Genomic DNA, 22,361 nt, shown 5'->3' with positions numbered 1-22,361 from the left:
TTTCATTCCTCCTCAACGCTGACTTCACGAAGATACATGGCTGCATGCTCTGGAGGCATAGGGTTTATGTAGAAACCCGATCCCCATTCAAATCCGGCAACCCTTGTAAGCCTTGGTACTATTTCCAGATGCCAGTGGTAGTGATTCGATTCGTCAATTCCTCTTATTCCTGTGTGCAGCATGAAGTTATACGGTGGATTATCTAGAGCTTTGTAGATTCTTAGCAACGTATTCTTGAGAATTATCGAAAAACTCTCGATTTGAGTAGCAGATATCTCTCCAAAATTGTGACTATGAACCTTCGGAACAATCCATGTCTCAAAGGGGAACCTCGCAGCGAATGGTTCAAACGCTACGAAATCGCTGTTTTCTTCAACTACTCGAGTCCCTTCAAGAGTCTCTTGATTCACCATATCACAATATACACATCTCTCTCTGAAGCGATAATACTCAGCTGCACCAGCTATCTCTTCTGCGACTCTTTTTGGAACTATTGGTGTAGCAATGAGCTGACTATGCGAATGGACAAGCGAGGCGCCAGCTTCTCTTCCATGATTCTTGAATATCAAGATGTACTTTATCCTGTTGTCCTTTTCGAGTGTCTGGAGACGTTCTTTGTATGCCCAAACTACTTCTCTAACCTGTCCATACGATAGAGTCGCCATTGAAGCGTTGTGATCCGGTGTCTCAATGATGACTTCGTGGGTCCCGAACCCCTTTATGACATCGTACATGCCGTGACCGAATCGCTCGGGCTCAATATTTGAATCCAATGCAGGAAACTTGTTTTGCACAACTCTCACCCACCAGCCCGGACTGTCCTTAACAGTATCTGCGGGCCTAAACGCCATGATTTCTGGAGGTGTGGTGTGTTCATTGCCATAGTCAAACGGACAAAAGGCTGATTCAACATTTTCTTTAGCATTTATGAAATCATGAGGTCGTCGAGCTCTTTCGGTCGCAATAATCACCCACCTCTTGATTATCGGATCCTTTCTAAGTTCAGGCATCGTTATTAACCTCCAGAATCTTCTTATACAGGGAGAGGTAATTCATTGCCGAGACTCTCCATGAGAAGTCCTGTCTCATCGCATTTCTAACTACTTTCTTCCAAAGTTCTGGTTGAAAGTAAACTTTGAGAGCTTTCTTCAAAGCTCCAAGCAGCTTTTTCGCATCGTACTCTACGAATCCAAAGCCATTACCATTGTTTTCAGGATCAAATTCATGAACAGTGTCCGCGAGTCCTCCAGTGTATCTGACAATTGGAACAGTCCCGTATCTCATCGCAAACATTTGTCCAAGTCCACATGGTTCATATCTAGAGGGCATCAAAAACATATCTGCTCCACCGTAGATTTTTTGGGCAAGATCGAGATCAAAGGTCAATCTCGCAGCCACCTTTTCCGGATAATTCTTTTGAAGTATCCTGAACATATCTTCATACTTGCTCTCTCCCGTCCCCAAAACTACAATTTGAATGGGAAGCTTCATCAACTCGTCCTTGATATCTTCAATCAAATCAAGTCCTTTTTGATCTACAAGACGTGAAATCAGTCCAATCAAAGCATCATCTCTTTTCGGAAGACCCACAAGTTGCTGTAAATTAGATTTATTGAATTTCTTGCCCTCAATATTGTCCTGCGAAAAGTTTGCCCAAAGTCGTTCATCTCTTTCGGGATCATATTCGTAGTAATCGATCCCGTTCAAGATTCCAACCAGGTCGCTCCGCCTCCTAGAAAGGATTTTTTCAAGGCCGGCACCATATTCTTTCGTCTGGATTTCTTTTGCGTAGGTTGGAGATACAGTGCTAAGCTTATCTGAAAAAACGAGCCCAGCCTTTAGAAAATTTATTTTTCCTGCCTCAGAGATTTCGTCCCAATTGCTTTTTTCGATTCCTGACAGATCTAGATATTCCTTACCGTATACACCTTGATAGGCGAGATTGTGAATAGAAAGAAGGGTCTTGCACTCTGCTTCACACTGTTTAAGATATACTGCGATCAAAGCGGTTTGCCAATCGTTGAGATGGACGATATCGTAACCTTTGTCAACTGCAAATCCGGCGGCGGCATCGGAAAAGCTCATTGCCTGAAAACCAAGATCCGATGCACCATAGATCTCCTTTGAGTCCATAAGTCTTTCGTTATAAAGCAAAAAAACGTTCACATCGCTCTTCGGCAACTTCGCTCTGTAAACCTCAAAAGAAACCTCTCTTTTGACAAACCTGGTACTGACGTTCTCATCCGTTTTGATAGCCATATTTTTGTCTATCGACTTATGAAATGGCATTAACAAATCAATTTCGACTCCGAGCTCTTTAAGATACTTCGGAAGGGATCCTGCAACATCGGCAAGACCCCCTACCTTCGCTATAGGATAAACCTCGTAAGATACAAAAAGCACCTTCATTCAATCACCTCTTGAACAGCGGGAGGTCATGAGAGAAAATAACAGCATCTGCTCTCTCAAAGTGTTTCAAGACAAAAGCAGCGGCTGGATCTGATCTCATTCCTTTTCGCATTTCGTGATAATGTATCTGTCTTGCGCAGACGTCTCCACAAATGAAAACCCTTCCATGATTTTCCGTTTGGAGAAAGAAGGACACATGATCTCTTGAATGATATGGCGAACTGAGAACATCTATTGCTCCCAAAATCCTTTCGCCACCCGAGAAGGTCTCTATACATTTCCAGGAGTCAATGATCTTACTATACACAGATCCAATTATTGGACCAAATGAACTGTAATCTCTAGTGGAGAAGCTTTCATGTAAATGTATCGTCGCCTTAGAGAAAAAAACACTGTTGAAAGCATGATCAAGATGAAAATGAGTGAGCAATATATCGGTTATATCGTCTGGGGAGAGACCCAGAGAAGTTAATCCGTCTTCCAAAACTTTCATCGAAGCGAACCCGCCTGGATCGATGAGAATTTTCTTGTAATCTTCCACAAGCAGAACACAGCTACTTGTGGATGCATCCATCATTCCCGGCACGTACACTAAGGAGCCGGGAAAGAGGAGATTCAAATCCAAATCACATCACTCCTCGAAAAATCAGACCTACAATCCCTATAATTATACAGTAAAAGCCAAAGAATCTCAGACGTCGCTTCAGAACAAGTTTCTTGAGGAGCCAAAGCCCAACAATACCAGTTGAAAAGGCAAGAAGACATGACAAAAGGACGGTTGATATAGGAAGACTTACTTTGGAGAGTTCCAAAATACCGGCACCAAAGGTAACTGGAAGACTCAAAAGAAAGGAGAATCTAACTGCGTCACTTCTAGTCATTCCTATAAGTAATGCCCCGAATATCGTCAAGCCACTTCTTGATAGTCCAGGAGCTATTGCAGCCGCCTGAAAAATGCCTATTGAAAGCGCGCCTGCAATTGAAAGATCAAGGATTTTACGTTCACCCTTCAAGCTATCCGAAATGAATAAAGCAGCCGCTGCAGCAAAAAGCATTATCGAAGCAAATGCCACATCAGAGAAGAGAGATTTGATTTCATCCTCTAGGAGGAAACCAACTAGAACTGCAGGAATAGTTGCAACAAGAAGCAGCACAATGAATCTGAATGAGATTTTCCTCTTTTCAGGTTTAGATAGGCCTGTGAGTATTCCCCATATATCTTTAAATGTGAACAACAAAACGGCAAAGAAAGTTGCCAGATGAAGCACCGCAAAAAATGCTGCTTTTGATTCTGAATCAAGAGGAACTTTGAGAAAACTGGAGAAGATTGTTAGATGACCAGACGACGAAACGGGAAGAAATTCCGTAGCACCTTGTACTGCGCCTAGAATTAGATAGCTTAGTGTTTCAGACACTGAAACCCTCCTCTTCGCTTATGCTTTCAAAAGAGATCCCCTTTTCCCCAAGAATGTCAGCGATCAAGCTTATGTCTGACTCATCTGTTCTTATTACAACTCGCTTGAATTCCTTACTTTCTGCGGTCGAAGTGATAATAGAGAGAATGTTAACCTCCCTTTCTGCAAGAAAATCAACTACATCTCTCAGAGCGCCCGGCTTGTCCTCGAGAATTATCGAGATTCTGGCACCGGGTCTATCCATAGCAGTAAATTCCATTAAACCTTCCAAAATTTCGAAAACACCAATTGCCCCTACGACGACAAAATCGTCATTGACTACTGGAAGGACATAGTCATGACTCTCAATAAGCATTAGCGCGGCATCTTCTATGAAATCGGAGTCACGGCAGTAAAACACCGGCTCAACAACAATTTCAGAGAGTTTTCTTGAAAGATCAAAGTCATCGATCGCATCCAACCTTGCAGTCCCAGACAGTCTTCCTTCTTTATCAACGGAGATTATGTTTGTGAGTCCCGCTAATGCTTTGACACTGAAGACATCCTCAAGAGTTGAACTTTCCTCGAAAACCGGGTAGGTTCTGTTAATCCACTTCTCAATATTCATAAAACCGCCTCTTTCCATCGTTAAGCCTTTTATTTGATAAGCCTAACAATTATAATTGTAACAACATAGATTCATGAACGTACTCAGGAGGTGTTTCCGTGTTTCAAGGATATGTGAAACTTCTGGAACTGGCAACGAATCTCTTCACAATGTACAGGTGGAACAACACACCGACTCTTCTAAGAACCAACGAGGCCGAAAATGCCTTCATTTCTGCCCAGTACTGCCTGCTAATGTCTGAAATGGCAATTTTGAAAGGTTTCGAAATCGACCAAAAGGAGCTCTTCCAGAGACTCGTCTTAAAAGAACTGCCTAAATGCTTGCTTTCAGACATCTCGGTTGATACTAAAATTCTAATAAAATCCCTTTCACCTGACAAGTGGAACGATGTCTTTGAAAAGACAGTGGAAGAGATTATTCAATACTTGCCTGATGAGAGACACGATGCCTTCTTTTTTTCAATGGTGCACTCCAAAGATAATTCGGTCGAAGGAAAGATTATCCAGACTGGAGATCTTCTATCGGCCAAACTGGAAGCCGGTCTTCATGCCAGAAGCTTTCCGGAGTTCTTTGAAAGACCTCTGAAGGACCTTGAGGCTAGGATCAAAGATTTCGAGGAATTCGGTCCATATCGTCTGATAACGGGCAACAACTGGCTCAGCCGATACACAAACGCCTTAATGGTTCTTCTGAGAGCCATTCGCTGGAACAGGCTCAACAGGAATGTCCCAACCACTGTCGCCGCTCATTCTTTCTACGTAACAATAATCGCATATATACTCTCATGTATTGAGGAAGAACAAGGAAACAGTGTAAACCCTGTTGAATCTGTCAAACGCGCTCTGCTTCATGACATTCCCGAAAGCATGACTGGAGATATAATCACGCCGACGAAAAAGAAGGTTCCAGGCTTCGAGGAAGTGATTGCTCAGGTTGAAGAACAGATGGTTACCGAGAACCTCCTAGACGGAATGCCAGATGAACTTATCAAAGAACTAAAATCCAGAATGCTGAATCCCTTTGAATCAGCGGAAGGCAAAATTGTTTGGGCTGCCGATCAATTTGCCGCAACAGTTGAGTGTCTCATGGAAATACGCTCTGGTAATACACAGTATGCCTTCAGAGATGCAATGAATAGAATGCTAGATGATCTCTCAAGATCCGATCTTCAAAGCGTTCAGTTCTTGACTAAATCCTTCAGATGGAGCCTTGACTGGACAGGTCGCTAATTAAAGTTTTCTGAGATAGTTTTCCAGTCTGTTTAGTCCTTCGTCGAGTTCCTCCAAAGAACTGGAGAAGGACATTCTTATGAACCCCTCATAGCTGAATGCGCTTCCAGGAACCATTCCCACTTTTTCTTCTTCAAGGAGGGCTATAGCAAAATCGTTTGAATTCTTGAACCTGCCGCCGAGAAATGGCCTTATATCAATGAAATAGTAGAAAGCGCCCGCCGGTTTGTGAAATCTCAGACCGATTTTTTTCAGTTTTGAGAACACGAAGTCCCTCCTGGCTCGAAACTCTTCAACCATTGAAGAAGTGTCAACTTCAAATGCCTTCAGTGCTGCGTACTGAGTTATAGTATTGACATTGGATGTAAGATGACTTTGAATCTTGGAGATAGCCTTGGCCAGTCTAAGTGAAGTTGCCGAATAACCTATCCTCCAACCCGTCATGGCATAGGTTTTGGAGAAGGCATTTATTACCGCCGTCCTTTCTTTCATCCCATCAATCGAAGCAATGGAAAAATGTGCAGCATCATATACCAGCTTTTCATAAACCTCATCCGAAATGACAAGGAGGTCGCTCTCCTTGCTTAAGACCGCAAGATCTCGAAGGAAGTGTTCAGGATATATGGCTCCTGTTGGGTTGTTTGGAGAGTTGATTATTATGGCTCGTGTCCTTGCGCTTATAACCTCTGCGATCTTCGAAATCTCTGGAACAAAGCCCTTATCAAGCTCAGATGGAACAACCACTGGACGACCACCGCAGAGCAGAATCTGTGCTTCGTAGCTCACCCAGGCAGGCGAGATAATTATCACTTCGTCATCCACGTTCAGCAAGGCCTTAAGTACATTATAGATTGCTTGCTTTCCACCGTTTGACACAACAATTTCATCAGGAGTGTAGCTTAAGCCGTTCTCCTTCAGCATCTTCGTAGCGATTGCTTTTCTTAATTCATCTATGCCGGAAGCATTGGTGTATTTAGTTTTTCCCTCGTTGAGAGCAGTAATGGCCGCCTCAACTATGGGACGTGGAGTAGGAAAATCAGGTTCGCCGGCAGTGAATTTGACAACGTTCTCTCCCGCCTTAGAAAGCTCAAGGGCCTTCTTATTGAACTCTAGAGTGGCCGATGGTGTTACGGAAGAGACAAAGTGCGACAGATCCATTGGAGCACCTCCGAAATAGATAATTCTCTTTAGTGAGAATCTATATCTTGTTTATTATTTCTAAGACAACCAAAGCAAAGTCATTCAGGCTGTCTTTCTTGCATAGTCTCGCGCCAGCCTCTCTTTTTCTCTTTCCATTTACCAACGAAGATCCGACTGCCATAACAATTTCTGTCATACCGTACTCGAGCTTTTCGATGAACTCGATCCGGAAACTTGGTATAACCTCTCTAATGGCAGCCACAGTCGACTCAACGATCGCCATATATTTCTCGTCATCTCCAACATCGACAATCGAAGAACCTTCAAGTTCTTTGCCATCGTAGTCTAGAACCACAGTAATATCAAGACGCCTTGTCGTGGCCCTAGTTTCAAGGCTTGTTAGCTGAAAGTTGTACCCTTGAAGTTCTTCCTTCTGGTAAGGTCTTACTACTGAAGCTTCATCCTCGTCGTTAGAATCAAGAGATATCTGCGCTATAGATACTATCTTTCTATCGATCTTGATTCCGGTTGAGGCATAAATAGCTGTCTCAATATCTCTGACCAGTTGCTTTGCAGGCTTGGTAATATCTGCCAATACATGAATCTCGACCATTTCTCCGCTTTCATCATAGACAATTCTTGCACTATGAACCCCAGGCAGTTTAGATACAACGTTGTCAACTGCTAGCTTGTTAGGCATTTTTTCAACCCCCTCGACCTTATAAGATCAAAGCAAATAACAAGGACAAACCAAGAAACCCTCCCGCTGCCAGAAGGGAATACCAGCCTTTCCTATCGTAAGGTTTGTAATCTTCAGGCTTCACTTCGCTCTTTGGCTTTCGCACCTTCTTTGTCCCAATCTCAAAAAAGATCAATGACAGAAAAAGCGCGCCCATAGCTAGAATAAAAAAAGCATTAGAAACGAACTCCATTGAATTACCCCCGTACGAAACCGTTGTTCCGCCACAAAGGAACCAGATCGTACAAGTTGATTTTAGCACAAAAGGATAAATCTTCACTAAAGCCAAGAGACAGAAGTTTTTTTGCGTGTACTCCGTTTTCAGCAATAAAGTCTTTCAAATCGATCCTAACCGATTCATAAAGAAAAGAGGCTATCCAGCAACTATCGTTTATACCGACATCTCCCAAGCGTTTGACAAGCGCCCCCGCAAGCAGTGTGTCCTCCAGCGAAGGCTCTCCGTCACTACCTGCGCATTGGATTTCAACTCTTCCTTTCTCTCTTTCTATGTGTCTGGCAATGCTTTCCAAATTAAGGAATGAAGCAACTGTGATCCTCTTTGCTTTTCTTGATTTTAGAGCAGCTACAGTTCCATTAGTAGTTGTCATAACAACTTCCTTTCCCTTCACAAAACTTTCAGAAAGCTCAACCGGCGAATTTCCTAGATCAAAACCCGGTATTTTCAATGCTTCCCTCTCCCCCACTAGAACTACCTCGGGATTCCTATTTCTTTCTTCCAGCGCCTGTTTGACATTAGAAACCGGAATGACTTTCTCTGCGCCTAGTTGAAGAGCAGTCGTTATAGTACTACTGGCTCTCAGAACATCAATTACTACAGCGAGATCCGTGCTCTCATCAATTGTCCGTGGAAGAAGATTCACCCTAAGTAACATACGTTAGTTCTCCTCCATATGGCGCCACAGATTGAGCTCTAGCAGTCTCATTTCTGCTCCTTCAATCTTAATTGTGGAAATCGAGCAGTTGTGTAAGGAAAGTCTGTAGTGATTTTCCAGAGGGAGGCCTGCTGCGTAGCAAATTGCGGTTCTGATTAACAAGGCATGCGAAACCACAATCACATGTTTCCCCTGAAAATTTCCAGAGAGATATCTGATGAAACTCGCCGCTCTTCTCTGCACTTCCCCCAGAGGTTCAGTTCCCGGAATGTCTGCCCATGGATCCTTCCTCCATTTCTCTATCAGATTGCCATAGCACTTCAATGCTTCACTTATCTCAAGGCCATTCCAGAGTCCTACATCCGCTTCGCGGAGTACCGGGTTAGCAACTGGTGTCTCAGCATATGAAACAGCAATTATCTCGGCGGTTTCCTTTGCCCTTTTCAAGTCGCTGGAATAGATTGCCGCTACACTGGGAACGTGTTCTTTAAGAAATGTGCCAGTTATTTCAGCTTGCTTTCTTCCCTTTTCAGATAAGGGAATATCGGACCTTCCCTGCCAGCGGTTACTATTGTTCCATTCTGTTTCTCCATGCCTTACAAAATAAATGTACATTGCTTCCTCCCCAATTATCTCCAGATTATCTTATCGGCATCTACACCCATTGGCCTTGCCCCAGGTATGATTTTTTCGGTACCCCTAACTTTGACAACTACGTTTTCTCTCTTGGAGCCGACTGCTAAGAATGACCGATCGATCTGGCCATGAAAAATCCTGTTCACTTCTAAAATTCTCTCCTTCATTTCAATAGGATTTCCATTATTGAACAAGACGAAACCTTGAAGAGGAACGTGGCTTTCTATCTGAATAAAGGTCCTTCCGTCAGTAACGAAACTCTTTCCAAGATAATCGATTCTCTTGTAGGGCGATATCCCTGTTCTCAGAGAGGCAACGGCGCTTGTTATTTCAAAGTCAGTAACTTCCGATGAAATATCCGGTCGCTGAATCTCTGTGACATTGAATCCAAGAGTCTCAATCTCCATCATGGCTCTCTCAACAGGGGTGTCTTCCTCTCTTGCCTCTTGAAGCTCTTCTTTATAACCGAACACAGATCGTATTGACTTCAGTTCGGGGTTCACACCCGTGAGGGCGTCATTCATTTTCTTCAGAAGATCGTTTCTGCTGCCATAGCAATCCAGGTAGCCACTCTTTATGAGTCTCTCAAGGTCTCTTGCCTGATACTTTGATCTGTTGTTCCTTACGAACGTGAAGAAGGAATCCTCAAATGGTTTTGGCTTCAGTTCACCTTTCTTCAGCAGTTGTGGAATAGAAAGCGATACAATTTTACGGCCCTCAACTTCATTTTCTATGCTTAATTTGAGTCCCCTGTCCCTCATTTCGGCGACTAGCCTTCCAAAAGAAGTCCGTGGTAATTCTCGCAGCATGAGGGGATAGAAAATCTCCGGATGGTTTGACTTGAAATATGCTAGCCAGAAGGAAATCACAGCGTAGCTTAGACTATGAGATTTGTTGAAGGCATAACCGGCAAAATCAAGAAGGAACGAATACAACTTCGCTCTTCTTTCATCTGGAAGTCTGCTGTACCCCGGCGAGCTCTTAAACAACCTGTCAACGGCATCCCTATCTTTCTTCGAAAGAGCTCTTCTGAGAAGCTCCCCGTCATCCGCTTCAAGAGATAGTAAGCTCGAAGCGATCTTTAGGACTTGTTCCTGATAAACGAGAAGCCCTGCCGTCTCAGCAAGAACGGGAACTCTTTTCCTCATCTTCTCGATTTCAGAGGGAACTCTCGAAAGCTTAAGGAAACGCTCTGTAACTCCAGATTTAATTGGCCCTGGTCTGTTTAATGCGATGCATATAGAAAGATCCCTCAGTGACGAGGGCTTTACGGATCTAATAATTTTCGTAGCGTAAGGTGCTTCCAGCTGAAAGATACCGGTAGTATAACCGCTTCCCAATGTCTCATAGGTATTTGAATCGCATGCCGGACTTTCCCAGGGTTCCTTACCTTGTGTCATTTCCTTCAAAAGAGAGAGATTTCTCAAGCCCAAGATATCAATTTTCTGCAGACCAACTATTCGAAGAGAATCCATATCCCAAAGAGAAACAGGTAGATCTTCACTGAAATCGATGGGGATCAGTCCCTTCAAAGAAATGCCGGAAAGTATGACACCGGCAGCATGAAGTGAATAACCCGAAAAGAGACCGGCGATGAGTTTTGACATATCAAACAACCGCTTCATGTCTAAATCTTCTTCAAAAGCATATGGAAAGCGCTTCCCATCTTTACTCCATTCAATGAGCTTAGAGATGTTATCTTTGCTGATCCCCAATTTTTTCCCGAGTTCGCGGGCTGCTCCTTTGAATCCGTAAGTTGAATATGTCCTGATAAGACAGAAACGATCATTTCCAAAGTATTCATACATTTTCTTCAGCAGCACTGGTCTTGATTTGTCGTCAACATCAAGGTCGATATCCGGTGGATCAGCTCTCTTCAAGCTAAGAAATCGCTCAAAGAACAGGTCTTCCGCAACAGGATCGATTCGGGTAATTTCAAGCAGATAACTTACAAGTGAACCAACAGCCGAACCTCTACCCGGGCCTATCCAGCAACCAATGCTCTTCGCGATGTCGACGATCTTGGAAACGGTCATGAAATAATCCTGAATATTCTTTGCAAGAATTACTGAGAGCTCCCTTTTAAGCCTCGACAAGTATTCGTCGCCCATTTTTTTCTCCTCAAGAGCTTTACACAATAAGGAAGAGAAAGATTCTGCCGACACTCTCACCGGAAAAACATGCTCAATCCTCTTCAAAGAGAAATTGCGGGGAAGTTCTGAGAGTAAGTGAAGTAGATCGTGCTCAAGCTCGCGATAATTCTTGTCGTTTGGCAGTGAATAGTCAGCTACCTCAATTTCAGGCTGTAACGACGCATATACCCGGAATTTCTCGCTTTCATGATCAAGGTAACGACATTCCCAAATGGGATTTCCTGAAGAACTGTCTAGATTTCGGGGTTTTCCGGAGATATGAATCAAGTTTTCTGAATCATTCGTTTCTTTTCTTAGAAGTTCTTCAAAACCCCTTTCATTTCTCGCAATCCAATAATCGTTCCCAGTTCTAATCCCTGGTACTGCTACTATTCCAGATCTGGAAAGAGAAAGATGCCACTTCGCGTAGGAAGAAAGTGATGAATCAAGAATCACGCATCTTTCGTAACCCCTTTTTTTCAGTTCAGCTGTAGTCGATATCTCTTCAAGGACAGAAGCATGAAGTTCGTACTTGGTAATAACAAAGGCAGTCTTCATCTTTTCGCCTCAAGTTCTGAAAGATTAACTATAGCCTCTTTCATGTCCTCTGGGAGCCTGGCTATGAAGGTCATTCTTATTCCTGACCGAGGGTGAGAAACCGTTAGTTTCATGGCATGAAGCATCTGTCTCTTAATTCCAAAAATCTCGTCTTCTCTTGCCTTTCCATAAACCGCATCTCCGAGAAGCGGGAAGCCCTTCTCTTTCATATGCACCCTTATTTGATGTGTTCTACCTGTCCTAGGCCTTACAATTATCAATGAAGCAATACTTGAAAAATTCGAGAGAGTTTGAAAATATGTGAGGGATTCCTTGCCATTCTCATTTACCGACATCTTAAGTCTGTTGACTGGGTGCCGAGCAATCGAGTAATCAATCTTTCCGAACGGTGGTGTCTTTCCTCTGACGAGCGCAATATACTCTTTAGTAGTCAATCTGCTCTTGAACTGACTTGAAAGTGAAACATGCGCAAGGTCATTCTTGGCGACAATGATTATCCCGCTCGTATCCTTATCGAGCCTGTGAACAATGCCCGGTCTAGTTACACCACCTATTCCTTGAAGATCTTTACAGTGATAGAGAAGAGCATTTACAAGCGTACCTGTTTGCTTTCTTGGAAGTGGATGAACAATGATACCAGGATCCTTGTTAACTACGATGATATCGCGGTCTTCAAAGACAATCTTTAGCGGGATGGCCTCAGGTTCTACAGACGCGACTTTTGGTTTTTCGGGAAGGTCAAAAGTGATTGACTCTCCGATCTTAACCTTATAGGATGGTTTTCTGGGTCTACTGTTAACAAATACCTTGGAATTTTTTATTTGCCGTTGCACAAAAGTGCGGGAAACCCAAAGCGGAGCTTTCTCAACGACTACCTTATCAAGTCTCCAGCCATCTTCACGGCTGGAGACTATTATCTCTTGAAGCACGCTTCTCCCTTCGATATACAGAGAGTGTTAACAAGGCTGCGCCAAAAACAATGCACAAATCCGCAAAATTGAAGATCGCAGGAAAGCCCTTTAGTTCAAAGAAATCAACCACATGTCCAAGCCTCAGTCTATCTATCAAATTGTTTCCAAGAGCCCCGCCAACAATCAAACCAATGAGAAAGGATTCCCATCCGGATAGTTTAGAAGAGTGAGCATTAGAAACAATTACTATCATAGCCGCAATACCGATGGCAACAAATGCAAGCAACCATGGCTCCTGATTCTTGAAAAGCCCAAATGCAACACCGGTATTTCTAACGTACCTGAGGCCAAAAAGCTCCCCAATCAGATCTATCCGTTGAAAGTAAGTCATTCCGTTTTCCACGAAGTACTTACTCACTTGATCCATTATTAAAGCCAACGTAATCCCCAAAAGAGACAGCAATTATTATCACTCCACGTGACGCAAGAACAGCAAGCGGCCGATCAACCCATCTGTTCGGCTAGGGCTTCCATTTCTGTTTCATCTATATCCGAGTTGTCGTAAACTTCCTGAACATCGTCGTTATCTTCAAGAATATCAAGGAGCTTAAGTAGCTTTGCCGCATCTGAACCTTCAACCTTCAAAGAATTACTGGGAATGTAGCTCATCTCATAAGACAGAGTGTAACCATTTTCTTCGAGTGCAGTCTTCACATCAGATACAGACTCTGGAGAAGTTACTATTATAATAGGATCTTCTTCATCCTTAATGTCTTCGGCACCTGCCTCGATGGCAAGAAGTTGAAACTCCTCGAGATCAGAAATCTGCTCCTTTGCTACGGTTATAACTCCCTTTCTTTCAAACATCCAGCTGACTGCTCCGCTTTCCGCCATTGATCCACCATACTTGGAAAGGGTGTGTCTTATCTCTTGGGCCGTTCTGTTCTTATTGTCGGTAAGACATCTAATAAGAAGCGCTACTCCTCCCGGAGCGTACCCTTCATAAAGAGCCTCGGAGAACGATTGACCTTCGAGTTCACCCGCGCCTTTCTTGATTGCCTTTTCCATGGTGTCTTTTGGCATGTTTGCAGACCTGGCTTTTTCTATGGCACTTCGAAGAGAAGTGTTTGTATTAGGATCTGACCCACCCTCTCTTGCCGAGACCATAAGTTCTCTGATAATTTTCGTGAAGACCTTTGATCTCTTTGCGTCTTGCGCGCCCTTCCTGTGCTTGATATTCGCCCATTTGTTGTGCCCGGACATATCATATCCCTCCTATTTCATCCAGAATATCTGAAGTAGATCTACCATTGACCATTCCATCTTCCACAAATGCAATTACCCCTTCGTAAGAAGCGGTGCCTTCTTTAGATAATATCTTAAGAATTTCCTCCGCTGTAACCATCGACTCTATCGGCTGGGAATATTTTACCACATGGACTGTTCTAAGGGAGGTAACTGAAAGATCCATAAACACTTCTCCAGCATTGTATTTCTTATATCCGCTCTTTGTTTTCTTGGTGACTATTGCACTAGCATCAAATCGCTCTGGGTAATAACTCCTTTTAGGAAGAATTAATGCTGTTCTATAAGAATCTAATAAATCATCAATCTTCGCATAGTCACGGGGCAAATACCAGGCCTTTAAAGCTCTGATAGTGAAGTTGGAAACAGAGTTCAGCAGATTCACCACGTTCTGACTGAGTTTATCGGTTTCGAGAAGGACGTAATTAGCGAGACTCATCACTCCCGTTGGCAAGGCCGGTGAAAAACTGATCTTAATTCTCGGGTGAAATCCCTGGGTATACGCTACAGGCAATCCCGATCTTTTGATTGTCCGTTCTATTGCTGTAGCACTTTCCTGGTGGGATAGAAACCGCAGAAAACCTCCACAACAGAAGCGAACTACCAGTTTATTGTTATTCAATTAAACCTCCGGCACGCTCAGATAGGAAACCTTTGTTCTTCAGGTCGCGTGCAGTTATAATTGTATTTGATCTGCCATAACTTTTCAACAAAGTGAAACCATCAAGGGGTGAGAGCGCTGAAGTGGATGATTATGTCCGATTCCCATGATAATATGCCAAGAATTTCGGAGTCCGTAGAGATTGCTGTTGACCGAGATGTCGAGGTTCTTATTCACTGCGGAGACCTTGTGTCCCCCTTTGCCGCAAAGGCACTGACAAGATTCAAAGGTGAACTACACGTGGCATTAGGAAACAACGACGGAGAGATTGTCGGGCTGAAGAACATTCTTGGTAGCTCTCTGATAAAGGGGCCCGCAGAGATCAAAATTCATGGTCGCTCGGTAGTCTTAATGCACGAACCTTTTGGATTAAGCGGAGCGGTAATCACGGATTTCCTTTTCTACGGACATACGCATCATCTTGATATCAGGTTGAATTCAAGGCCTGTTATCATAAATCCAGGGGAGTCTTGCGGCTATCTCACGGGTAAACCGACTGTTGTTGTAATTGATCCGGACAATCTGGAGTATGAGTTGATCCAGCTCCGATGATGAATTTTCAATTATAACATCTCATTAACCGTGAAATTCATTTGGATACGTATAATTAGACGGCAAAAATATTAATTCAAGGTGAATGGAGGTAGTTTCTGGTGGAGAAAAGCTTCGTTAAAAAAGAAGAGAATGTCGAGACATTTCTCTTTGCTTTTGATTCGGAAGAAATACGGAAGGCAGAAAATGATGTTGCAAGATACGTAAATCAACAATACACTATACCTGGGTTCAGAAAAGGCAAGGTTCCGCTAAGTATTGTAAGAAATTTCTTGGCGGAGAGCTTTGAAGAAATGGTTCTCGAAGTTCTTTCCGATAAAATTGAAGAAGAATTGAAGGACGAAAAGATTTTGGTTCCCGCAGTAATCACTGAGCAAAAGATGGAAGGTGAAGGTGCCGTAATTGAGGTGAAGCTTCACAGAGACCCCGAGGTAAAAATCCGAGACTATGAAAATCTTGACCTTAAAGTTCCAAAACAGGATGAAGTAGTTCTGAATTACGTCAACAACCGCCTGGAAGAACTTAGAAACGAACACGCTATAGTTGAACCAAAAGACGGGCCTGTTGAAAACGGTGACCTAGTAAAGATTGAGTACACGATAATTAAGGATGGCAAGAAAATCGCAGAGAATAAGGTTCAGGAACTGAGCGTTGTTCCTGAAGATGATAGACCAATAGTCAAGAATATCATAGGGAAAACAAAGGATGACGTCGTAGAGTTTACAAGAACATTCGAAGACTCCGATAATGAATATTTTTATTCAGTAAAAGTCCTCGACGTTCTACGAAAGAGTCCTTTGGATCTAGACGATGAATTTGCAAAAACCGTGAATGCCGAAGCAAATACTCTTGAAGAATTAAAGGAAATTGTTCGCAGAGAGGGAATGGAATCATTCTTGAACTGGAAGAAAGACTTCTTAAGGCAGCAAGCGATGGACAAAATCAATGATCTTGTCGAGATTGAGATTTCCGATGCGACTCTGGATTATCTTGTTCAGAGAACGATAGAGAATTCCAAGAAGGAGAAAAGTTACGAAAAATACCTTAAACAGGCTGGAAGCGAAGAGAAACTCATCGAAGAACTCAGGTCTGGTGTGTTTGATGAAATAAAGAAAGCTAGGTTCATCGATGAAATAGCATCGAGAGAGGGCTTCAGAGCTGAAGAGGAAGAGATTCAAGCTTATGCCGAAGAAATGGCTCCATATTGGGGAATTTCCGCTGAAAGAGCAAAAGAAATGGTTAATACTCGTCGAGATGTTAAAGAAGACATCGTTTCAACTATCATCAGAAACAAGGTTCTGGACAATGTCATCGAAAAAGCTTCTATTAGTGATATGGAGCCTTCATCCGATGAACAACTGGAGATAAGTGAATCCGGCGTAGAAGAAGCTCCTCCTAAGGAATAGATGAGGTTTTTTCTGACTTCTGGAATACTCATAGATCTGGTTTTGAAGTGTCGGAAAGAGGGGGTTTGAGTGAAGAAGATAGTAGTTTCAATTGTGATAGCATCAGCCTCTGCGGTTGCACTATTTTTCTTTTTGAGAGCAGTCTTCAGCGGTCAACTGATCCTGAATCCTGTAATTGTTGAGAATCTAGGCCCCTTTTCCGTTAGATGGTATGGAGTTATGATTGCCACCGGAATCATCGCTGCTTATCTTTTGGGACGGCGTCAGGGTCTAAAGGAAGGCATCAAAGAAGATTACTTAATCGAGGGAGTCTTCATTGGAATTGTTTTTGGCGTACTGGGCGCCAGAATCTATTATGTTGCGTTCAACTATGAGATCTATCGCGGAGATTTCTGGAGCATCTTCAGAACGTGGGATGGTGGCCTGGCAATACATGGAGCTTTTTTTGCCGCTCTCCTTGTTACATTTCTTTATGTTACATTCAGAAAGAAGGCAGACTTGAGATTTCTACAGGTAACTGACATTTTCACAGCTGTATTACCTTTAGCTCAGGCCATTGGTAGATGGGGGAATTTCACAAACTATGAGGCATACGGTTCACCCACTGATCTTCCTTGGAAGATGTTCGTACCTTTAAGATACCGAATGCCGGGTTACTCCGAATTTGAATACTTCCATCCAACTTTTCTCTACGAAAGCCTGGCGAATGTAGTCATTTTCGCTGTACTATACTGGTATTTGGGGAAAAGAAAGAATTATGGTGAAGTAACTGCTCTTTACATGGTTTTATATTCAATTGTTAGGTTTTTCATTGAAGGCCTGAGGTTAGATAGCCTTTACATAGGTCAAAGCGAAGTAAGAACTGCTCAAGCAGTTTCTGTAATCTTACTCATAGTAGGAATAGCTTTGTTTATTTTTTCCCGGTATAAAGGTAAACAAGTGAAAAGAGTTTCCTGAATGCCTTACCTCTATGTGAGAGCTCCTTTTTTATTGAATCCCCAAGAACACCAAAGGTTTGAGAATAACCTTGGGGAACAAATATTGGATCATAGCCGAAACCGTTTTCACCGGCTTGTTTCCTTGCAATAATTCCTTCAACTTGCTCCTCAACTCCAACCAAAACGCTGTTCGAAGGATCATAAAACAGCGCAGCACAGACAAATCGAGCTGCTCTGTTTTCTTCGTTCACCATTCTGTCAAGAATGATCTGCATCTTTTCAGAGTAATGACTGTTCTCCATGAATCTCGCAGAATTCACTCCTGGAAATCCTCCAAGAGATTCAATTACAAGCCCTGAATCTTCCGCAAGAAGTGGTACTCCAACATCCTTGTAAGCTTCGATCTTCTTCAATGAATTTCCGAAGAAGGTCCCTGCATCTTCAACGATGTCTTTCATTGGAGCGATTGCTTCAATGGATTCAACATCAAATCCTTCAGGAAGAATGAGGCGTACCTCTTTGAGTTTGTTTTCATTAGAAGTCACTAAGTAGAGCTTCACCTCTTGAGCTCCTTGATCTTCCTTACAACAACTGATGGATTTTCCGATCTGAAGACTGCAGCTCCCATTATAAGAATATCTGCACCTCTATTTACGAGATCCTGAGCGTTGTCGAGGCTCACTCCTCCATCCACTGCGATTTCGAACTTCAAGTTTCTTTCAGTTCGAATACGATCTAGCACATCGATCTTTTTGGCAGCTTCGGGTATAAATTCTTGGCCGGTGTACCCGGGATTTACGGTCATAACAAGTACACCATCGGCACATGAAAGAACCTCATCTAGAAGGGAGACGGGCGTAGATGGATTGAGAACGACAAATGCTCTCGAACCGGTTTCTCTAATTTGTCCAAGAAGTCTGTGAAGATGATAATTACCTTCAACATGTACGTGTAGATTCTTTGCGCCTAAGGCGGCATACTCCTTCACGTATCTGGAAGGATCCTCTATCATCAAGTGAACATCAAGGGGAGGATGATGCAGTCTTCCCAGCGCTTCCATGATCGGCACGCCAAAAGTTATATTGGGAACAAACATTCCATCCATCACATCTATGTGCAAGTAATCAGCGTCACGGACTCTTATGACCTCACGTGCGAGTTCAGTAAGGTCTGCGGCAAGAATCGAGGGAGAGATTCTAGCCATATTTTCGCCCTCCCTTCTCCTGTTCTCTTTCCTTCAATTCATTATACATAATCAAATAGCTTTCGTAACGACTTCTATGAATAGAACCGGCTTCCACAAGCTCCTTGACGTAGCATCCAGGCTCATCGACATGGACGCAGTCACTAAACGCGCACATTCCTTGTTCCTGGGAGATTTCTGGGAAACACTTGTCCAGGTTTTCTGGAGCAATCACTGGCAGTTCAAGATTTGCAAAACCCGGAGTGTCTGCTATTAATCCTCCAAACTCGAATTGCAGGAGTTCAACATAAGAGGTCGTATGTCTACCCCTCTCCAAACCCCTTGAAATCTCTGAAACCCTTAGCTTAAGTCCCGGGTTAAGAGAATTTAGGAGGCTGCTCTTACCCACTCCCGACATGCCGGCCATAACACTTATCTTACCTTTCAAAACTTCTCGAAGACGATCGAGGTTGATTCCGTTCTTAGAAGAGACCGGACAGATTTCGTAGTGCTCACCATAGACATCTGAAAACCTATCTAGTTCTTCATTATTGATTAGATCGATTTTGTTGACTACTATCGTAACAGGCAGTTTCGCGTACTCGGCAAGAACAAGGAAACGATCCGTAATGAGATTTTGAACTGCCGGTTCCTTCAACGAAAGCACAAGCAATATTTGCTCGATATTCGAGATCCGTGGACGCAGAAGCTCCGTCTTTCTGGGAAGAATGCTTTCTATGCGCCCCTGACCGTCACCGCTTAAAGCATATTCAACTCTATCTCCAACGATAGGTCTGATCCCCTGCAATCTAAAACGTCCTGGCATAGTACATATTAGCCGCCCGCCTGTTTCAGCATCAACAACCTCCATATTTCTGCTGCCAAATCTCACTACCACTCCTTTTCTTCTCTCCAAAACTATTCCCTTCTTTTCTGCCTTAACTGACCACATGCAGCGTCAATATCAGTGCCTTTCTCGTGTCGGACTGCGCATTCGAATCCGGCCTTTTTGAGACTCTCTGAGAAGACAGCAATTTCTTTATCGGATGGTCTATCGAAAACCGGCTTCACTGGGTTCACGGGTATTATGTTCACGAAGGATTTTATCCCCGTCAGGAATTCCCCAAGTTTTGTCAAATCTTCCGTAGAATCATTCACTCCCTTTATCAGAGCGTATTCAAACGTAATTCTATTACCGGTTTTTTGCTGGTAATAATCAAGCACCTTCCGCAATGAATCGAGTGGATACTTCTTGTTGATTGGCATCAGAGAACTCCGTGTCTCTTCACTTGCGCTATGAAGTGAAACTGAAAGTCGGACGTCCATTCCCGAATCGGCCAGTCTCTTTATGCCTTCGGGAATCCCAGCGGTTGAAATAGTGAAATGACGAATCCCCAGGTTTCTACCTACGGGATCATGAAGAATCTTTATTGCCTTGTAGACGTTGGCCTCGTTAAGAAAAGGTTCTCCCATTCCCATAAATACAATATTATCGACTGGTCTGCCGATGCTATTCTCCATAAGAATTACCTGAGAAACTATCTCACTCGCAGAAAGGTCTCTTGTGAAACCACTGGCTCCAGTTGCACAGAAGGAGCAGTTGAGAGCGCATCCAACCTGAGAAGAGATGCAAAAGGTGATGTGGCGGGGATGTTTCAAAACAACTGTCTCAATGTGGTTATCGTCTTCCAACTTAAGCAAGAATTTCTCTGTACCGTCAATCGAAATCTGCCTTTCCACTTCTTTCATCGTGGTAAATCGAAAAAGCGAACCGAGCTTGTTTCTAAGACTCATAGGAAGATCGGTCATCTCTGAAAAGTCAAGGACCCTCTTCACATAAACCCACTTGAAAATCTGATTTGCCCTGTAGTTCTTTTCTCCGAATGAAATTATTTCCCTTCTCAGCTCGTCCAGATCCAAAGAAAGAATGTCCTTCAATTTGCACTCCTAACTCTTGCCAGATAACATGCGGCCGGTGCCTTCCATGGTTGTAGCCAGTATCCTTTGCCATCAAATCTCGCAGAGATCTTATGCTCAGCGAAGAAGTCCTCCATCATTACAGGTTCAAAACCTTCGAGAACGTCGAGGGCATGCTTGTTTTCCTCTACAGTAAAAGCCTGACTATAGTATATGAACTCATTATGCTCTCTTGAGAAGTTGCCAAGCGATTCCACAGCCACTTTTGAGTAGCCGTCAATTTTCTCCGGAGTCAACGTGTGGAGAAGCCATGGCATTGAGTTGATTTTTCCTGTAAGACTTCCCTTATGAGTCAAAACCGGGATAGCTGTTTTTGAAAGCAAGTATTCAATTTCGTCGATGATCTGAAGATTCTCTATACTACTACCTTTTTGAAAAACACAGGATAGATCCGAATACTCACTCTTGTCGAATATAAAGCCGTTTTTGATCAACTCATTCTCTCTTCCCAAGGAAAGAACTGTTTGAACAGGGGGAGTCTGATTGTGCTCCAGAAACTCTTCAAAGTCGTCTATCCAGGCAAATTCCCTCCAGTAATTTACAAGCCATTCCGGATGGGAATAGAGGATGTTAAGAGGTTTTCTTTTCGCAGGGCCTCCATTTATTAGCTTCCTGAGTACCGCATTCACAAGACCCTTAAACTCTTTCACCACAATCATATCTACCGAAGACTTCAGTGCTGCGTATTCCGGGATGCTTTTCATATAAAGAATCTGAAATGCGCCGATTCGTAACGCATTCAGCACAGCATGGGGCAATTTGCTTGGTTTTGTGAGAAAACGAGACAGTTCGAAGTCGATGCTAACTCTCTTTCTCAGACACCCGTAGATGATATTCATGCAAAACGAGCGATCTTGGGAAGAAAGCGTGGACAGCGCTATATCCAATTTTCTAAAGGAGATATAACCATTTGCATCGAAAAAAGATAGGGTCTGTAAAGCAATGGAACGAGCTCCCTGCATCAGTCTCTGCCAGCACCCGACAAGAAAAGCATCCTGAATAACTGAAGAATAGCGGTAGCCGCAGATGCAACGTAAGTCATTGCTGCAGCTCCAAGAACTGAACTTACGCCCTCAAGCTCTTTAGAAGGCATGCCCATTGACGAGAGAAGCTTTTTCGCTCTCGAACTTGCGTTGAACTCGACCGGCAGCGTCACTAGCGTGAAGAAGACAAAGGCAGAAAAGACCAGAATCCCTATTCTAATAAGGACTGGCGAAACCATAAGAAGTCCAATAATAAAGATTATCCACGAAAGAGAGGAACCGATCTGCGCAACAGGGACTACGGCGTTGCGAACAATCAAAGGTACATATTTCTCCTTATCTTGAATAGCATGACCGATTTCGTGAGCCACTACACCTAGAGCTGCTATAGAGGAGCTGTTGTACGTTGTATCTGAAAGCCGAACGATTCTATTCTTTGGATCGTAATGATCTGTTAGATTTCCCCGTATTCGTTCAATTTTAATATCATATAGTCCTGCATTGTCAAGAAGCTGCCTCGCAAGCTGAGTTCCATTAAGTCCAAAGGTAGATTTCACTTTGGAATAATGCGCAAATCTCGAACTAACAAGAAACTGGGCGTAAGCTGCCAGGATTATAGCAGGAATGAGAATAATAAAAGTTGGATCCCAAAACAACTTAACCACCTCCTATTTTTAATTATATAAC

General features: G+C 43.2%; 25 protein-coding genes. 4 read left to right on the top strand and 21 right to left on the bottom strand.

What is annotated here, in order from left to right; all coding sequences use genetic code 11:
* Positions 1-2 precede the first annotated feature (2 nt).
* Genes galT through Y696_RS03530 form a run of 5 tightly spaced genes read right to left on the bottom strand, consistent with a single transcriptional unit; the run spans position 3 to position 4,431 of the window.
* Positions 3-1,010, bottom strand: coding sequence for a galactose-1-phosphate uridylyltransferase (gene galT, locus Y696_RS03550; RefSeq protein ID WP_006492319.1), 1,008 nt, complete (start codon positions 1,008-1,010; stop codon positions 3-5).
* On the bottom strand, positions 1,003-2,409 hold the full coding sequence (locus tag Y696_RS03545; protein WP_006492318.1) for a glycogen synthase: 1,407 nt from the start codon (positions 2,407-2,409) through the stop codon (positions 1,003-1,005). The genes galT and Y696_RS03545 overlap by 8 nt, the downstream gene beginning before the upstream one ends.
* Positions 2,410-2,413: 4 nt before the next feature.
* Entirely contained in the window at positions 2,414-3,034 is a 621-nt protein-coding gene (locus Y696_RS03540) for an MBL fold metallo-hydrolase (protein ID WP_006492317.1), read from the bottom strand.
* A 1-nt stretch (position 3,035) separates the two neighbouring features.
* The gene (locus tag Y696_RS03535) at positions 3,036-3,824 is read right to left on the bottom strand and encodes an undecaprenyl-diphosphate phosphatase (RefSeq protein WP_121509781.1); all 789 of its coding nucleotides are present in this window, start codon (positions 3,822-3,824) and stop codon (positions 3,036-3,038) included.
* A complete protein-coding gene (locus Y696_RS03530; protein ID WP_006492315.1) occupies positions 3,817-4,431 on the bottom strand; it encodes an ACT domain-containing protein in 615 nt (204 codons plus the stop codon). Before Y696_RS03530 ends, Y696_RS03535 begins: the two co-directional genes overlap by 8 nt.
* Before the next feature lie 98 nt (positions 4,432-4,529).
* Here Y696_RS03530 and Y696_RS03525 point away from each other — a divergent pair, with 98 nt between their 5' ends.
* The gene (locus Y696_RS03525; protein WP_006492314.1) at positions 4,530-5,660 is read left to right on the top strand and encodes an HD family hydrolase; all 1,131 of its coding nucleotides are present in this window, start codon (positions 4,530-4,532) and stop codon (positions 5,658-5,660) included.
* Here Y696_RS03525 and aspC read toward each other — a convergent pair whose 3' ends face one another.
* From aspC to Y696_RS03475, 10 genes are read right to left on the bottom strand one after another with little or no spacing between them, the layout of a single operon-like run.
* Entirely contained in the window at positions 5,661-6,818 is a 1,158-nt protein-coding gene (gene aspC / locus Y696_RS03520) for an aspartate aminotransferase (RefSeq protein ID WP_006492313.1), read from the bottom strand.
* A 40-nt stretch (positions 6,819-6,858) separates the two neighbouring features.
* Entirely contained in the window at positions 6,859-7,500 is a 642-nt protein-coding gene (locus Y696_RS03515; RefSeq protein ID WP_006492312.1) for a hypothetical protein, read from the bottom strand.
* A 19-nt stretch (positions 7,501-7,519) separates the two neighbouring features.
* Positions 7,520-7,732: a hypothetical protein gene (locus Y696_RS03510; protein WP_006492310.1), complete on the bottom strand. Its 213-nt coding sequence runs from the start codon at positions 7,730-7,732 to the stop codon at positions 7,520-7,522.
* Positions 7,733-7,736: 4 nt separating this feature from the next.
* Positions 7,737-8,432, bottom strand: a complete 696-nt coding sequence (locus Y696_RS03505; protein ID WP_121509780.1) for a 2-phosphosulfolactate phosphatase — start codon at positions 8,430-8,432, stop codon at positions 7,737-7,739.
* Positions 8,433-8,435: 3 nt separating this feature from the next.
* Entirely contained in the window at positions 8,436-9,047 is a 612-nt protein-coding gene (locus Y696_RS03500) for a histidine phosphatase family protein (protein WP_006492307.1), read from the bottom strand.
* Between the two features lie 14 nt (positions 9,048-9,061).
* The gene (locus Y696_RS03495; RefSeq protein ID WP_006492305.1) at positions 9,062-11,758 is read right to left on the bottom strand and encodes a DNA polymerase III subunit alpha; all 2,697 of its coding nucleotides are present in this window, start codon (positions 11,756-11,758) and stop codon (positions 9,062-9,064) included.
* A complete protein-coding gene (locus Y696_RS03490; RefSeq protein WP_006492303.1) occupies positions 11,755-12,687 on the bottom strand; it encodes an RluA family pseudouridine synthase in 933 nt (310 codons plus the stop codon). Before Y696_RS03490 ends, Y696_RS03495 begins: the two co-directional genes overlap by 4 nt.
* Positions 12,656-13,132, bottom strand: a complete 477-nt coding sequence (gene lspA / locus Y696_RS03485; protein ID WP_006492302.1) for a signal peptidase II — start codon at positions 13,130-13,132, stop codon at positions 12,656-12,658. The genes Y696_RS03490 and lspA overlap by 32 nt, the downstream gene beginning before the upstream one ends.
* A 41-nt stretch (positions 13,133-13,173) precedes the next feature.
* Positions 13,174-13,932, bottom strand: coding sequence for a YebC/PmpR family DNA-binding transcriptional regulator (locus Y696_RS03480; protein ID WP_006492300.1), 759 nt, complete (start codon positions 13,930-13,932; stop codon positions 13,174-13,176).
* Position 13,933: 1 nt separating this feature from the next.
* Positions 13,934-14,596 carry a TIGR03936 family radical SAM-associated protein gene (locus Y696_RS03475; protein ID WP_006492299.1) on the bottom strand — a complete coding sequence of 221 codons (663 nt, stop codon included), beginning with the start codon at positions 14,594-14,596 and terminating at the stop codon, positions 13,934-13,936.
* 132 nt (positions 14,597-14,728) lie between these two features.
* On the opposite strand from Y696_RS03475, the gene Y696_RS03470 reads away from it, so the two are divergent.
* The 3 genes from Y696_RS03470 (at position 14,729) to lgt (ending at position 17,550) form a co-directional block, all read left to right on the top strand.
* Complete coding sequence (locus Y696_RS03470) at positions 14,729-15,187, top strand: YfcE family phosphodiesterase (RefSeq protein WP_006492297.1); 459 nt, start codon at positions 14,729-14,731, stop codon at positions 15,185-15,187.
* Between the two features lie 101 nt (positions 15,188-15,288).
* The gene (gene tig, locus Y696_RS03465; RefSeq protein ID WP_006492295.1) at positions 15,289-16,593 is read left to right on the top strand and encodes a trigger factor; all 1,305 of its coding nucleotides are present in this window, start codon (positions 15,289-15,291) and stop codon (positions 16,591-16,593) included.
* Positions 16,594-16,662: 69 nt separating this feature from the next.
* Positions 16,663-17,550, top strand: coding sequence for a prolipoprotein diacylglyceryl transferase (lgt, locus tag Y696_RS03460; RefSeq protein WP_006492294.1), 888 nt, complete (start codon positions 16,663-16,665; stop codon positions 17,548-17,550).
* Here the strand turns inward: lgt and Y696_RS03455 are convergent.
* Genes Y696_RS03455 through Y696_RS03430 form a run of 6 tightly spaced genes read right to left on the bottom strand, consistent with a single transcriptional unit; the run spans position 17,504 to position 22,330 of the window.
* A complete protein-coding gene (locus Y696_RS03455) occupies positions 17,504-18,091 on the bottom strand; it encodes a non-canonical purine NTP pyrophosphatase (RefSeq protein ID WP_006492293.1) in 588 nt (195 codons plus the stop codon). The two genes, lgt and Y696_RS03455, sit on opposite strands and share 47 nt — an antisense overlap.
* The gene (gene rpe, locus Y696_RS03450) at positions 18,088-18,735 is read right to left on the bottom strand and encodes a ribulose-phosphate 3-epimerase (protein WP_006492292.1); all 648 of its coding nucleotides are present in this window, start codon (positions 18,733-18,735) and stop codon (positions 18,088-18,090) included. Before rpe ends, Y696_RS03455 begins: the two co-directional genes overlap by 4 nt.
* Entirely contained in the window at positions 18,728-19,630 is a 903-nt protein-coding gene (gene rsgA / locus Y696_RS03445) for a ribosome small subunit-dependent GTPase A (RefSeq protein WP_006492291.1), read from the bottom strand. The genes rpe and rsgA overlap by 8 nt, the downstream gene beginning before the upstream one ends.
* Before the next feature lie 2 nt (positions 19,631-19,632).
* On the bottom strand, positions 19,633-20,652 hold the full coding sequence (gene rlmN / locus Y696_RS03440) for a 23S rRNA (adenine(2503)-C(2))-methyltransferase RlmN (protein ID WP_006492290.1): 1,020 nt from the start codon (positions 20,650-20,652) through the stop codon (positions 19,633-19,635).
* On the bottom strand, positions 20,649-21,653 hold the full coding sequence (locus Y696_RS03435; protein ID WP_006492289.1) for a transcription antitermination factor NusB: 1,005 nt from the start codon (positions 21,651-21,653) through the stop codon (positions 20,649-20,651). The genes rlmN and Y696_RS03435 overlap by 4 nt, the downstream gene beginning before the upstream one ends.
* Positions 21,653-22,330: a zinc metallopeptidase gene (locus Y696_RS03430; RefSeq protein WP_006492288.1), complete on the bottom strand. Its 678-nt coding sequence runs from the start codon at positions 22,328-22,330 to the stop codon at positions 21,653-21,655. Before Y696_RS03430 ends, Y696_RS03435 begins: the two co-directional genes overlap by 1 nt.
* Between the last annotated feature and the right edge of the window lie 31 nt (positions 22,331-22,361).

The sequence above is a fragment of the Mesotoga sp. H07pep.5.4 genome, assembly GCF_003664935.1.
Classification (GTDB): domain Bacteria; phylum Thermotogota; class Thermotogae; order Petrotogales; family Kosmotogaceae; genus Mesotoga; species Mesotoga prima.
Note: the sequence above shows the minus strand (reverse complement) of the source record. Positions and strands in the feature narration are given on the sequence as shown.

What these genes read in the sequence shown, in the direction of transcription:
- Y696_RS03530 (WP_006492315.1), bottom strand. Translation starts at nt 4,431, where the DNA reads ATGAATATTGAGAAGTGGATTAACAGAACCTACCCGGTTTTCGAGGAA.
- Y696_RS03510 (WP_006492310.1), bottom strand. Translation starts at nt 7,732, where the DNA reads ATGGAGTTCGTTTCTAATGCTTTTTTTATTCTAGCTATGGGCGCGCTT.
- galT (WP_006492319.1), bottom strand. Translation starts at nt 1,010, where the DNA reads ATGCCTGAACTTAGAAAGGATCCGATAATCAAGAGGTGGGTGATTATT.
- rpe (WP_006492292.1), bottom strand. Translation starts at nt 18,735, where the DNA reads ATGGCTAGAATCTCTCCCTCGATTCTTGCCGCAGACCTTACTGAACTC.
- Y696_RS03500 (WP_006492307.1), bottom strand. Translation starts at nt 9,047, where the DNA reads ATGTACATTTATTTTGTAAGGCATGGAGAAACAGAATGGAACAATAGT.
- Y696_RS03470 (WP_006492297.1), top strand. Translation starts at nt 14,729, where the DNA reads ATGTCCGATTCCCATGATAATATGCCAAGAATTTCGGAGTCCGTAGAG.
- Y696_RS03495 (WP_006492305.1), bottom strand. Translation starts at nt 11,758, where the DNA reads ATGAAGACTGCCTTTGTTATTACCAAGTACGAACTTCATGCTTCTGTC.
- Y696_RS03480 (WP_006492300.1), bottom strand. Translation starts at nt 13,932, where the DNA reads ATGTCCGGGCACAACAAATGGGCGAATATCAAGCACAGGAAGGGCGCG.
- aspC (WP_006492313.1), bottom strand. Translation starts at nt 6,818, where the DNA reads ATGGATCTGTCGCACTTTGTCTCTTCCGTAACACCATCGGCCACTCTA.
- Y696_RS03435 (WP_006492289.1), bottom strand. Translation starts at nt 21,653, where the DNA reads ATGCAGGGAGCTCGTTCCATTGCTTTACAGACCCTATCTTTTTTCGAT.
- Y696_RS03545 (WP_006492318.1), bottom strand. Translation starts at nt 2,409, where the DNA reads ATGAAGGTGCTTTTTGTATCTTACGAGGTTTATCCTATAGCGAAGGTA.
- Y696_RS03515 (WP_006492312.1), bottom strand. Translation starts at nt 7,500, where the DNA reads ATGCCTAACAAGCTAGCAGTTGACAACGTTGTATCTAAACTGCCTGGG.
- Y696_RS03505 (WP_121509780.1), bottom strand. Translation starts at nt 8,432, where the DNA reads ATGTTACTTAGGGTGAATCTTCTTCCACGGACAATTGATGAGAGCACG.